Source organism: Thermoclostridium stercorarium subsp. stercorarium DSM 8532, assembly GCF_000331995.1.
In the GTDB taxonomy this organism is placed as follows: domain Bacteria; phylum Bacillota; class Clostridia; order DSM-8532; family DSM-8532; genus Thermoclostridium; species Thermoclostridium stercorarium.
Window position 1 is genome coordinate 1,423,772 of record NC_020134.1, and the last position, 13,341, is coordinate 1,437,112.

Sequence of the window (13,341 nt, forward strand, 5' to 3'; positions counted from 1 at the left end):
AAAATTGATCATTTGCTGTGCGCTTTTTTTGCAAATACCGGTAAAAAGAAAGGTGGTTTAATTGCCGAGGGATAAAAAGAGAGAACCGCTGGCCTACAGAATGATGCCAAGGACCCTTGACGAATTTGTCGGCCAGGAGCATATCGTAGGAAAAGGCAAACTGCTGTACAGAATGATACAGGCAGATCAGATATCTTCCATTATCCTTTTCGGACCTCCGGGCACAGGAAAAACATCTCTGGCGAGAGTCATAGCCAACAGCACAAAATCGGTTTTCAGGCAGCTTAATGCCGTAACTGCCGGGGTAAAGGATATAAAAGATATTATAGAAGAGACCTCAAACGAGTTTTTAAACCCGTCAGGACGGTGCGTTCTTTTTATAGACGAAATTCACAGGTTCAACAAGGCCCAGCAGGACGCTCTTCTGCCTTACGTTGAAAACGGCCGTATTGTTCTCATAGGGGCGACAACCGAAAATCCGTTTTTTGAAGTAAACAAGGCGCTTATTTCAAGATCTACGGTATTTATGCTTAAACCCTTAACCGAAGAAAACATTATAACCATATTAAGGCGTGCTATCAGCGATCCCGAACGGGGCTACGGAAATCTCAAAATTGACATATCTGATGAAGCGCTGCGCCTGCTTGCCGCGTTATCCGAAGGAGACGCAAGGATAGCGCTGAATGCCCTGGAACTTGCGGTTCTTACTTCCGAACCCGACAATCGCGGAGTATATGTGATAGACAAAAACGTAGTTGAAGACTGCGTTCAGAAAAAGGCAATACGTTTCGATAAATCGTCCGAAGCCCATTACGATAACATAAGCGCGTTTATTAAATCAATGCGGGGAAGCGATCCCGATGCGGCGCTGTTTTACCTCGGCCGGGCCCTTTATGCCGGTGAAACACCGGAATATCTTATAAGAAGGATAATCATATGTGCCGCCGAGGACGTGGGAATGGCAAATCCCAGTGCGCTTACCGTTGCAGTGGCAGCAGCGCAGGCAATAGAGCGCATAGGTATGCCCGAAGCAAGGATTATACTTGCAATGGCCGCTGTGATGGTTGCCACGAGCCCGAAATCCAATTCATGTTATAAAGGAATAGAAAAAGTTCTTTCCGATGTAGCAACGAAGTATACGGGTGAAGTTCCAATGCACCTCAGGAATGCGCCTGTTGAAGGCATGGCCGAACTGGGATATGGAAAAGGTTATTTATATGCCCATGATTTTCCCGGAAATATCGTTGACCAGGAATATCTGCCCGAAGAGATGCGCGGTACCGTTTACTATGAGCCCACCAGAAACGGCTATGAGGCAAAAATTCACGACTGGCTTTTAACCCGAAGGGAAAACAAAAAGAAATAATTTTTACCTTTAGAAATAATGGTGGAGTGGATGAGCGTTGAGAAAAAGAATCCTTGCATGGATAGCGCTTGTAATATTTATTTTGATAATGGTTAACATGATGTTTATACATTACAGGGTTACGGAATCCATTACGGTTTTTTTGCTTTATGTGCTGTTCTTTTTTTATTACGATAAAAGGCAAAGGAACGGTGAGTTTTATACATCCGGCAGTCCTGAAAACAACGGCGATCCCGATGACAAAAGCGAATCGGATACCTTGGAATAACCTAATAAAGTGAAATCACGTAAATAAAAAAGCCTCAGAAGGCTTTATTTTTTTGTAATAAATAGTGGACTTGTTCAATATATTATAAAAGAAAGGACCGGGTGACCCGTTATAACAATTCTTTCTTAAGAGGGGGATACGCCGTGGAAAGAGATTACAGGATTTATGAAGATATAGCCGAAAGGACGAACGGAGACATTTATATCGGTGTAGTCGGGCCGGTAAGGACCGGTAAATCCACTTTTATCAAAAGATTTATGGAGGGGTTGGTAATTCCGAACATACAAAATCCTTATGAAAGGGAGCGGGCTATTGACGAAACGCCACAAAGCGGTTCGGGACGCACGATAATGACGACAGAACCCAAATTCGTTCCTAATGAAGCGGTAAAAATCGTAATGGACGACAACGCCACAATGAATGTAAGGCTGGTTGACTGCGTCGGATATCTGGTAAAGAGTGCGATAGGGTATATGGAAGGTGAAATGCCGAGAATGGTCCATACACCATGGTTTGACGAACCAGTACCCTTTGAGGAAGCCGCCGAAACTGGCACCAGGAAAGTAATCCGCGAACATTCAACAATTGCGGTTGCCATTACCAGTGACGGATCGTTTACAAATGTACCCCGGGAAGAATATGAAGAAGCTGAAGAAAAGGTTATAGCAGAACTGGAAAACAGCAAAAAGCCGTATATAATTATCCTGAACTCGGCTTTCCCCGAACAGCCTGAAACAAGGCAACTTGCTGAAAGACTCTCCCAGAAATACAACAAGCCTGTTCTGCCGATGGACTGCCTGAATATGACCATAAGGGATATTCATGATACAATGCGGACAATCCTTTACGAGTTCCCTGTCAGGGAAGTAGCAGTGGATGTTCCGCGCTGGGTTACAAGGCTTGATCCGCAGCACTGGCTCAGAAACGATATTATAAATGCCCTGCGCGAGGTTTTGGATGACAATGCTACAATAAGGCAAATTAATAACAATGTAAACAACCTTAATAATTACGAGTTTGTCAAGAACGGAAGGATAACCGAAATGCAGCTGGGCAGCGGGCGTATAAACATAGAAATAAATATGGCCGACGGTCTGTTTTATCAGATTCTCAATGCCGAGACCGGGCTTAATATACAGGGCGAGCATGAGCTGTTCAGTGTTCTGAAAGAACTTGCGGCGATAAGGAAGGAGTATAAGAAAGTTGAATACGCGTTGCATGAGGTAAGAACCAAAGGTTACGGCGTAGTTGCGCCGCAACTTGATGAATTGACCCTCGAGCCGCCTGAAATAATCCGCCAGGGCAGTAGGTTCGGAGTAAAACTCAGGGCGAGTGCGCCGTCAATACATATGATACGCGCGGACATTGAGACCGAAATAGCACCTTTGGTGGGTTCTGAAAAACAATCCGAAGAGCTTGTAAACTATCTGCTGAAGGAGTTTGAAGGGCAGCCTGAAAAACTTTGGGATTCCAATATATTCGGCAAATCACTGTATGAACTTATAACCGAAGGTTTGCAGAATAAACTTTACAAAATGCCTGAAGATGCCCAGATGAAACTTCAGGAGACGCTGCAGAGAATAATCAACGAAGGAAGCGGAGGACTTATCTGCATTATCCTGTAGAAGACGTCGTAAATTAATCCTGAACTGAAATTAATATAAGAAAATTTTTCCCGGATTTCTTATCCGGGTTTTTTCATAATAGTTTAACGGTATTGCCAGATGAGTGATTAAAGATTCATTGCGGATGTCCTCTGTTTTTCTGGTATTTATGCTGTATGGGTGGTATAATATGAGTGATTTAAATTTTACCAATATTTTTGACCGGAAAGGAGTATTTTGCAGTGGAAGAAGTAAAGGAAAAAAGCAAGGGACAGAAACTGATGGATGAAATTGGCTATAAAACCTCAAATGCGTGGGAAAAAATCGGGGACAAAGAGAAAATATTCAGCTACTGTGAAGGTTACAAGAACTTTCTGAACATTGGAAAGACAGAACGGGAATGTGCAAAGGAAGTTATTAAGCAGGCTGAAAAATTGGGGTATAAAAATCTGGACAGGATTATTAAAGAAAAGCAAACTTTAAAGAGCGGAGACAAGGTTTACAGAAATATCCGAAATAAAGCGGTAATTTTGGCCGTAATAGGGAAAAAGCCTCTGGAAGACGGAACGAGAATGATTGGTGCCCATATAGATGCGCCCAGGATTGATATAAAACAGAATCCTCTGTATGAGAATACGGATATGGCTTTCTTCAAAACCCATTATTACGGCGGAATTAAGAAATACCAGTGGCTTGCCATCCCGCTGGCGCTGCATGGTGTAATAATAAAAAAGAACGGTGAGGCTGTGGAAGTTGCCATTGGCGAGGATGAAAACGATCCCGTGCTTACTATAACCGATTTGCTTCCGCATCTTGCAAAAGACCAGATGGAGAAAAAACTCAGCGAAGCTATCAGCGCCGAAGCAATGAATGCCCTTGTGGGCTCAATGCCGTATGACGACAAGGAGGTTAAGGACAAGGTTAAACTTAATATTCTTAACCTGCTTCATGAAAAGTACGGTATAACCGAAGAAGACTTCCTCACGTCAGAGCTTGAGCTTGTACCTGCGTTTAAGGCAAAGGACGTAGGTCTGGACAGGAGCATGATCGGTGCTTACGGACAGGATGACAGGGTTTGCGCGTATACTTCCGTAACCGCTCTTTTTGACGTAAATGATCCTGAGTTTACGGCCGTATGCATTCTGACCGACAAGGAAGAGATTGGAAGTGTCGGCAATACCGGCGCTGAGTCGAAAATTCTTGAAGATTTTATCGCAGATCTGTGTTATTTGACCACAGATAACTATTCGGATATTATTTTAAGGCGTTGCCTAAACAATTCAGTTATGCTGTCGGCTGACGTAAATGCCGCAGTGGATCCGAATTTTGAAGGAACCCATGACAAATTTAATGCCGCTTACCTGGGCAAAGGGCTTGCAATCCTTAAATTCAGCGGCTCGCGCGGAAAAGCCGGGGCGTCGGATGCTCACGCAGAGTTGCTGGCAAAGATTAGAAAAGTGTTTAATGAAAACGGTGTTGTATGGCACACCAGTGAGCTTGGCGCAGTTGACAAAGGCGGCGGCGGTACAATAGCAATGTATATCGCAAGTCTCGGCGTGGACGTGGTCGACTGCGGGGTGCCCGTATTAAGCATGCACGCTCCGTTTGAAGTGACGAGCAAGGCGGATGTGTACGCCGCGTATTTGGGATATAAAGCTTTTTATGAAAAATTGGACTGATGGGTATATCGCCACTCAGCCGGAGAACCCTTTGAGGGGTTCTTTTTTTTTATTGCCAGTTGTCTCCATAAAGTGTATTATATTTGTTAGATAATAAATTTATTGAGTTTTGTTAAATGCCGGAAAAATGTAAAAAAGCGGAGGCCGGAATGTTAAAGAATGCTGTGAAAAAATTTATTGGAATTCTCCTGATTTTCCTTGTCATAATCGCCTTTCCTTTTCATGTTACCGCGCAGAAAAGCACTGAAGGCCCTGAAATTAGGGTTTATGTCAACGATACAGAGGTTGCTGTTGACGTACCTCCGTTTTTTGTAAAAAGTTTCACACTGGTTCCTGTACGGGCGGTTTTTGAGGCTCTTGGCGCAAAGGTTCAATGGGACGATTCTGCAAAAACGGTGGTTATTACAAGGGGAAATGAGGTTCGTGTCCAGCCCGGAAACCGTATTGCGATGGTGAATAATGTGCCGTATATTATGGAAGTCCCGGCAGTGGGCGTGAACGGGAGGGTAATGGTTCCCGTGCGTTTTGTAAGTGAAGCTCTTGGCGCAAGGGTGGACTGGGTAAACGAGACGAAAACGGTTTTTATTTATGATTTAAAAGAGCAGAAAGAACAGGGTAATGTTCAGAACGGCGGGAGATTCGCGTCCGACGGTGATTATTATTATCACGTGCTTTCCGACGGAGTTCTGATAAAAGAAAATATAACTACGAAACAGAAGGAAAAGATATCCGACAATATTACAGGCGATTTATACATTATCAACGACTGGTTATACTGTATTGGCAGGGAAAAGGGCGTAACCAGGGTTATCAGGATGAAAAAAGACGGCTCGGAAAAACAGGTTATTGTAAATAAGCCGGTAAAATCAATTCAGGTGGTTAATGGCTGGATATATTACAGTGAGGCGGATAATGAAACAATTTTATACAGAACGAGAACCGACGGATCTGCGACCATGAAAATTGTGGAAAACGGTGATTTCTCACCCAAAAACTGGCTTGTTCATAACGGATGGATTTATTATTTTGATAACCGTAATGGAACGGTTTGCCGGGTAAGGATAGACGGGTCGGATAAAAGAAATCTCACAAGTAAATTGAGCGGAAACTATAATGACGGGAAAATTTACGGTTTAAAACTGACTGATGGTGAATTCCTATATTTCGTGATTTATAAGGAGATAACCGATATTAATAAAGGCAAATACGCGTCCGGACTGTATCGTGTGCCTGTTTCGGGCGGCAGAATTACCAGAATCACCGACAAAATTCCTTTGGCGATAAATATGGAGGGCGAAGGGCTTTACCTTGCCGTTGAAAACCGAGAAAATAGTTACAGCCTTATCAGGTGCAAAAAGGACGGTTCCGAGGTATTAACGATAAATGAATATAAGAAAGGGGATATACCTCAAAGTATTTATCTTGATAATAAGTTAATTTTGTATACGGTCATCAGAGGGGAGGGGAAAAAGGAAGAACTTTTGTTCAGCATGGGGCAAAACGGTAATAATATACAGCAGTACAACTGGATTTACGGAAGGGATTATCATAAGGCCAAAAAGATACTTTCGGACGCCTTTTCAGCCCACAAATCCCTTAACGTTTTACATACTGTACAAACTTCGTCAGTAGATAAAAACACCGGTATGCCAAGTGTTATTTATGAGACTACTATAAACCGCTCCAGAGCTTTATTTCATAAAAAAATTTCGGTAGAAAACATGTCCTTTTTTGAAATTTGGCTTGACGGGGAGAATCTGTATTCAAAAAGAGATGACGAGGTTCACTGGGATATTGCAAAAATTAGCAAATCCGAAGCCGCTGAAATGAAAAAATCGGTATTTGACTACGTCCGGCCCACCGATGAATTATGCAATAATCTTAATGTCCATGAAACCGAAAACAGCTATATACTTAAAGGCTCGGGCAATTTTAATTCCTTTGTTTCGGAAATCTTCCCGCTGTTGGGTCTGGACAAGGGTATTAATATACACATTGCCGAACTTGAACTGAAAATTGACAAAAAGAAAAAATATATTGAAGAATTCGATATTATGCTGAAATATGATACTGGCATTGAAGAAAAGGGTGAAATAAAGGAACTTGTCAATAAATATCATTTTATAAACAGCCAGTTCAATACGGCTTTTCTTACCCTTCCGTATACTGTAAGCCAGTCAATAAAAGCAAAGGAAAGTGCTGAAAAAAGCATTACGGAAGGGCTGAAAAAGTTTGAACAGGGTAAATACGAAGAGGCCGTTAAATTGTTTGATACTGCAATAGGAATGTATAATAAATTATTTACCGCTTATCTGTATAAGGGGAATTCTCTTTATAACCTCGGAAGGTATCAGGAGGCAATACTGGCATACACCCGGTATAATGAAGTGAATCCGTCGGATAAGGAAGTCTTTGCTTTAATGGGCATGTGTTACTTTAAGACTGGTGATTTTTCAAAAGCTGAAGAACTGGGAAAAGAAACACTGAAATACACTCAGAGTGTCAAAGCTTATAATTTGCTCGGCAGTATAGCTTCGGCAAGGGAAGAATACAAAACTGCGGTGGATTACTTTAACAGGGCGGTCTCCCTTGACAGCTTGGATTATACATCAAATATGAACCTTATTTCCGTTCTTTATTCAATGGGAGATTACAACAAATGTATTGATGCGGTGAATAATTCACTTAAGTATTTTCCAAAGAACAGGGAACTTCTGTATGTAAAAGCCCAGTGTCTGGCCGATCTTGGAAAACATGACCGGGCAATTGAAGTCTATGAGGATATACTGGCCGGCAATCCCAATGATTTTGTAACGATGACTTATATGGCAAGAGAATACGAAAAACTGCAGAATTACCAGAAAGCAAAGGAATATGCCGAAATGGCAAAAGCCATTTACCCTGATTACAGTCTGCTGAAATACCTCTCTGAGAGACTGAATTATGATTTATCCACCACTGCCGGCGAAAAACTGGCTAATTTTATAAAGGAGAATTACCTGTATTATAAAGAGACCGAGAATGTTAACAGGGAAATGAAGTCAGTTATTGAAAAGGGTGATCTTTTTACAGTGGAAGATGTACGTAAACTTCTCAGTACAGTTAGAAGCCAGGATGACAGTTTAACCAGGCTGATATCAGGTTATGAATACGACTTTTACTTTAACAATGGCAGTGTCAATCAAATTGAAACAAGGCAGGAAGAAAAGTATGTTTATGTAAGGCTTAAAAATCTGTATCCGGGAATTTCGGCGCAATTCATAGAATTTATCCAGAGCGTGGAAAATCCCGGAGAAAAAATTCTTATTGTGGATCTCAGGGATAATAGCACAGGGCTTACGTATGAAGCAAATAAAATACTCGATGCTCTGCTTGGGGAATGTACACCGGGCTATGTGATTGACCGGAATGGTTTTGTAAATATTTATTCATCTGGTAAATGGCATACTTCGTTCAAAAAGACAGGAATACTTGTTAACGAAAAAACAGCAGGCGCTGCGGAATTTTTTACCCTTGGCCTGAAAACATTCGGTAACGATGTTTCGGTAATCGGCACGAAAACGGCAGGGAAGGGAACAGGGCAGGTTATTTATACCGATCGGGGCAGGAAATTCGCGGTATTTCTTGTAAACCATTACTGGAATGTCATGCAGATTAACATTGAAGGAACCGGAATAAAAGCCGACATTACCGTCGACCAAAACGACAAGGATTATTCAAACGCAGTCAAAAAATTCATTGAAGGCAAATAAATTAATTATATTTTCTTTTTAGGTACACTGAAAGTGGCGAGAGGATTACTGTCCACGGCATTTTTAAGCTGCTGTTCGTCAAGATGAGTGTATATTTCGGTTGTGGCTATGCTTTCATGTCCCAGTAATTCCTGAAGGGCACGTATATCCACATGGCCGTATTTATACATCAGTGTGGCAGCGGTATGCCTCAGTTTATGGGTTGAATAGCGTTTCGGGTCCAATCCGGCGGAAATTATGTATTTCTTTACGATATGCTGCACTGTAGCCTTGCTTATACGCTGTTTACGCTCACTTAAAAACAGGGCGTTTTTGTCAATAACCCCTTCCACAGGGCGGACTTTCATATATTCGTTAATTGCATCAATACACGCGGAATTCAACGGTATAATACGCTCTTTATTGCCTTTTCCTATAACTCTCAGAGTATTATTTTGTATGCTGTTCAGATTGATTCCCACCAGTTCTGACAGACGAAGGCCGCAATTCAGGAACAGGGTAAGGATTGCGTAATCGCGGGCACTGTATTTGCCATCGACCGATGAAAGAAGCTTTTTGCTTTCTTCTATATTCAGATACCTTGGAAGGCGCTTGACTATTTTAGGTGATTCCAGCTCCTGGGCAGGATTTATATCCAGCACTTTGGCTTTAGTGGTAAGGTATTTGAAAAAGGACTTTAAGCTCGCAACCTTTCTGGCGCGGGCATATACCGAATTGGAACGGTTATTGCTTACGAAAGACATAAAAGAATACAAATCGCTTAACGTCACCGTTCTTAAAAAATTTTCATCGACGTCGGAAATATCTATGGAATCAAAATCGGTATCCTCAGGGACCAGTTTCTTATGAATTTTTAAAAAACGCATAAAAACGCGAAGGTCATAAAGATAGACCTGAACAGTATTGGCTGATTTACCTTTTATGGTCTGCATATAGTTTAAAAAATCTTTCAATAAAACCGGAGCGTCTTCCAAGCCATTTATCATATGTAAAACCCCAACGTAATGTAAATTATTCCATTAGAATACCTGATTTAATGATATAGGATTTATTCATTAAAATCAAGCGTAAATGCAGCAATAAAGCTTGCAGAAGAGATTATCTGAAAGCATGTTCGAGTATGTTTTTACTTTCAATGTTTCCTGTAACTTCTTGACGGTCTTAATGTTGTACTCTTAACAAAATGAATGTCTCTGAGATTATAAAATATATAGAAAATAAATACATTCCAGCTATCTATGATGTTTATTGCTGCTTCCTAAAGAAGTAGATATTAATCAACATTAAACAATTCTCAATAAACGACAACTGTATAATGTATATGATATGGAAAAATGATATTACAAACGATATAGCAAAATGATGAATGTTTCCGGCTGTGACAACTTATTAAAAAGGCTGGGATTAAACTTTCCAGATTGTTATTATGAACACTTGTTAAGTTGAAATTCTGAAATTTTGGTGAATTACTAAAAATCTGGTTTATAGATTGAATTTACCGGAACCAGCCATAATAATACTATACTCAAATCCTTACACTCCACATTCAACGAAATTTTTATTTCGTTGAATGTGGTAAATTAAAAAATAAGGAACGGTTATATTCCGTTCCTATTGCTTTTGTTTAATTTTTGTCGGAATTCAGTTCGGGGTTTTCGTTCAAATGCTTGATGTAACATCTTCTTCTTCTGTGCGGACGGGCCTCAAAAAAGCGCCATAATGACTGAACCGCATGGTTGTATTCAAGCTGTGGTGAAGCAATGGCTTTTTTGACGCCGTTTTTGTGAGCATTTCTCAGGCAGCGGCTCAACATTGCCGCCGGGACTCCGGTCATTTTATATTCGGGCCTTACGGCAACCAGGTATAAATCAAGAGTGTCATTTTTCTTGATAGCTTTGAGAATATCGATAAACCCAAACGGAAAAAGCCTTCCGTTATTTTTCTTCACTGCTTTCGACAGTGACGGGATAACAACCCCAAAGCCAACAAGCCTGTCGTCCTTATCAACTATAAGGCAGATATAATCAGGGTTTACATAAGAAAAATACATATCAATGTAACCCTGGATTTGTTTATCGGTCAGTGTAACATATCCGTAAAGATCATTATACGCAATGTTTATAATCTCAAACACTTCCCGTGCATAAGGCTTAATCTGCTTTTTATTTTTCAGATCAAGCATGCGGAGACCATATTTTTCAAAGGATCGGCTTGCTATTTTATTAATCCTTTCAATTTCGCTGCTTTCAGGCACAATAATTTCATGTTCAAGCCAGTCGACGTCCTTTACATAACCTAATCTTTCCAGGTGTTCTTTATAATACGGATAATGATAATATGTTATAATTGTGCCCATTTCATCAAAACCTTCAACCAAGAGACCTTGGTGGTCCATATCACAGAAACCCAACGGTCCGTGAACTGCCTCCATCCCATTTTCTCTGGCATAGTTTTCCACAGTTCTGAACAATGCTTCCGAAACTTCGGGATCATCTATAAAATCCACCCATCCAAAACGGGTATACTTATTTCCCCATTTTTGAACATAGGCATGATTCTGTATTCCGGCAATCCTCCCTACAAGTTTCCCGTTTTTATAGGCAAGCCAGTATTTGGCATCACAATATTCAAAAGCGGGATTTTTTTTCCTGTTTAAAGTATTAAACTCATCCATTATGAGCGGAGGGACCCAGTACGGATTGTCCTTGTACAATTTAAACGGAAACATAATAAAATCCTTTAATTGTTTTCTTGTTTTGACCTCAACTATTTCAACCATCTTGTACCCCTCCTGAAAAAAATAGCCCCTAACGATATTAAGGCTCTGCTATTGTTGTATATTGCAAAAATATCTATTAAACCAATTATATCACATAAAATATGAATATAAAAACAGTTTATTTAAAACCAATAATAAGTGGATCTGGCTTAAAAAGGGAAAAATAAGCCCTTGAAATCGGCAGATTTTGGATATATCTTTACTCTGTGTGAGAAATGCTATGAAAGGTTGCTGAAACGAGCCGCGCCTGGACAATCAGCCTGTGAGTTGCCTTATATAGAGGATGACATGTAATAAGAGTTAATATACTTTCTGTCTTGCTTTTTTTAAGAACCGATACATCGTCAGGTTCGACAATCTGAATATTGAATACTTTGTATGTGTAATCAGCGTCAGCGGTGGATATTACTACAATGTCCCCTTCCTCCAGTTCGCCCAGCCTGTTAAAATTTCGCCCGTAAGCATGGCTTCGGTGAGCAGATATGGCGGTATTCCCTATCTGACCAATATCGGTTGTGCCTGTCAATTTCCCTGCACCAATTTTTAATATTTCGGGAGTGGCACCATCAATCACCGGCAAAAGCAAATTGATTTTTTCTATTTTAATCACACCCAGTACAGTATGGGATTTTTCATTTTCATTCATCGTGTCTTCTGTCTCGCTTTCATTTAAATGAGAGAATATTTCATCAAGAGTAAGATAAGAATTTATCGCATCTTCATCCGTTTCAGAGGTATTTGCGGCGAACACACCGCTAAGTCGATGTGTTTTTGTCTCCTCTTCCCACTCTTTAAGAAGTTTTTTTTGCATGTATATCGTGTAAATATCCTTTACCACAGGATACATTGCAATTAATACACCTATAATTATCAGTAACACTGATTTAAACCTCATTTTAACTCTCCCAACCTTATCTCAAGACAAATGATTAAAAAAACCAGCCGGAGTTTTGATACTCCGGCCAAGTGAATCATTGTTTTGCTTTATTTCGATTAAGTCTTATTCCCGCGTATATTATACAAGCTCCAACCCCGAAGAATACTATTGGAGGCAGTTCACCCGTTTTTGGAAGTCCTTTGGGTATTTCCCCGTCTTCGATAATTATTATCTCGGTTTCATTTGCATCATTACCCGGTTCGTCATTATCATAACCGTCGGGTTCGCCGAAACTCGCAGGGATTTCTTCATCTTCTATTTCCACTGTTTCAGGCGTTTCCTGAGATATATCGGGCTGGTTTTGCTCCCCGGCTTCATCCGGTGGTGGTTGGGAAGGTACTGGTGTTACGCTCTGTGAAGGCGGTTCTATAGTTGGGGAAATGGGCGGCACCGTAGGTGTGTCGGATGGCCGCCTGTCATATTGCGCAGTAAGTATCCATCTTACTTTTAATGACGCTCCCTGATATTCGTTTCCAGTAGTTTCACCGGGGAGGTGAACGGTAAATGTCAGATCAACCGGCTCACCTTTTCTTATATCACCCACCAGAATATTTTCGTTAAATTTGCTAATCGGACCGTTGTGTAATACTCTCCCGTCTTCGTGAGTTACCGTCAGTATAAGTCTGTCATCAAGGTTACCAATGATACCGTTTACGTCCTTTCCCGGTATTGATTCAACTATCTCGGAACGTATCCAAACACGAAGAGAGGATGCGCCACTTTCAGGCTCTATGGATATTGTCATCATGGAAGTTTTTGTATCCCCAGGTGTGAGATTCCCGGTGGGCACAGGGTTACCTGATAACTCCACTCTTAAACCGGTATCAGTTCCCACCACTTCTATGGCGTTTACCTGAATAATACAGAACGTACATAAAGCTGCCAGGGAAAAGGCCGTTATTAATACCGCTTTTGCCACAAGGTTTTTTTTGTTTGACAAAAGACCACATCCTCTC

9 protein-coding genes are annotated in these 13,341 nt (G+C 40.9%); 5 read left to right on the forward strand and 4 right to left on the reverse strand.

Annotated features, from left to right (window positions below; genetic code table 11):
- Positions 1-61: 61 nt before the first annotated feature.
- From CST_RS06215 to CST_RS06235, 5 genes are all read left to right on the forward strand, one after another.
- On the forward strand, positions 62-1,366 hold the full coding sequence (locus CST_RS06215) for a replication-associated recombination protein A (protein ID WP_015358990.1): 1,305 nt from the start codon (positions 62-64) through the stop codon (positions 1,364-1,366).
- Positions 1,367-1,403: 37 nt separating this feature from the next.
- Positions 1,404-1,634, forward strand: coding sequence for a hypothetical protein (locus tag CST_RS06220; protein ID WP_015358991.1), 231 nt, complete (start codon positions 1,404-1,406; stop codon positions 1,632-1,634).
- 143 nt (positions 1,635-1,777) lie between these two features.
- Entirely contained in the window at positions 1,778-3,259 is a 1,482-nt protein-coding gene (spoIVA, locus tag CST_RS06225; protein ID WP_015484989.1) for a stage IV sporulation protein A, read from the forward strand.
- 221 nt (positions 3,260-3,480) lie between these two features.
- Complete coding sequence (locus tag CST_RS06230; RefSeq protein WP_015358994.1) at positions 3,481-4,917, forward strand: aminopeptidase; 1,437 nt, start codon at positions 3,481-3,483, stop codon at positions 4,915-4,917.
- A 149-nt stretch (positions 4,918-5,066) separates the two neighbouring features.
- A complete protein-coding gene (locus CST_RS06235; RefSeq protein WP_015358995.1) occupies positions 5,067-8,669 on the forward strand; it encodes a stalk domain-containing protein in 3,603 nt (1,200 codons plus the stop codon).
- Positions 8,670-8,674: 5 nt separating this feature from the next.
- On the opposite strand, the gene CST_RS06240 is transcribed toward CST_RS06235, so the two are convergent.
- From CST_RS06240 to CST_RS06255, 4 genes are all read right to left on the reverse strand, one after another.
- Positions 8,675-9,655 (reverse strand): tyrosine recombinase XerC, encoded by a 981-nt coding sequence (locus CST_RS06240; protein ID WP_015358996.1) that lies wholly within the window; start codon positions 9,653-9,655, stop codon positions 8,675-8,677.
- A 638-nt stretch (positions 9,656-10,293) separates the two neighbouring features.
- Positions 10,294-11,448: a hypothetical protein gene (locus CST_RS06245; protein WP_015358997.1), complete on the reverse strand. Its 1,155-nt coding sequence runs from the start codon at positions 11,446-11,448 to the stop codon at positions 10,294-10,296.
- A gap of 199 nt (positions 11,449-11,647) precedes the next feature.
- Entirely contained in the window at positions 11,648-12,343 is a 696-nt protein-coding gene (locus tag CST_RS06250; RefSeq protein WP_015358998.1) for a class D sortase, read from the reverse strand.
- Between the two features lie 76 nt (positions 12,344-12,419).
- Positions 12,420-13,325, reverse strand: a complete 906-nt coding sequence (locus CST_RS06255; RefSeq protein WP_015358999.1) for a hypothetical protein — start codon at positions 13,323-13,325, stop codon at positions 12,420-12,422.
- Between the last annotated feature and the right edge of the window lie 16 nt (positions 13,326-13,341).

Coding starts and splice junctions, on each gene's coding strand:
- CST_RS06235 (WP_015358995.1), top strand. CDS start 5,067: ATGTTAAAGAATGCTGTGAAAAAATTTATTGGAATTCTCCTGATTTTC.
- CST_RS06240 (WP_015358996.1), bottom strand. CDS start 9,655: ATGATAAATGGCTTGGAAGACGCTCCGGTTTTATTGAAAGATTTTTTA.
- CST_RS06245 (WP_015358997.1), bottom strand. CDS start 11,448: ATGGTTGAAATAGTTGAGGTCAAAACAAGAAAACAATTAAAGGATTTT.
- CST_RS06250 (WP_015358998.1), bottom strand. CDS start 12,343: ATGAGGTTTAAATCAGTGTTACTGATAATTATAGGTGTATTAATTGCA.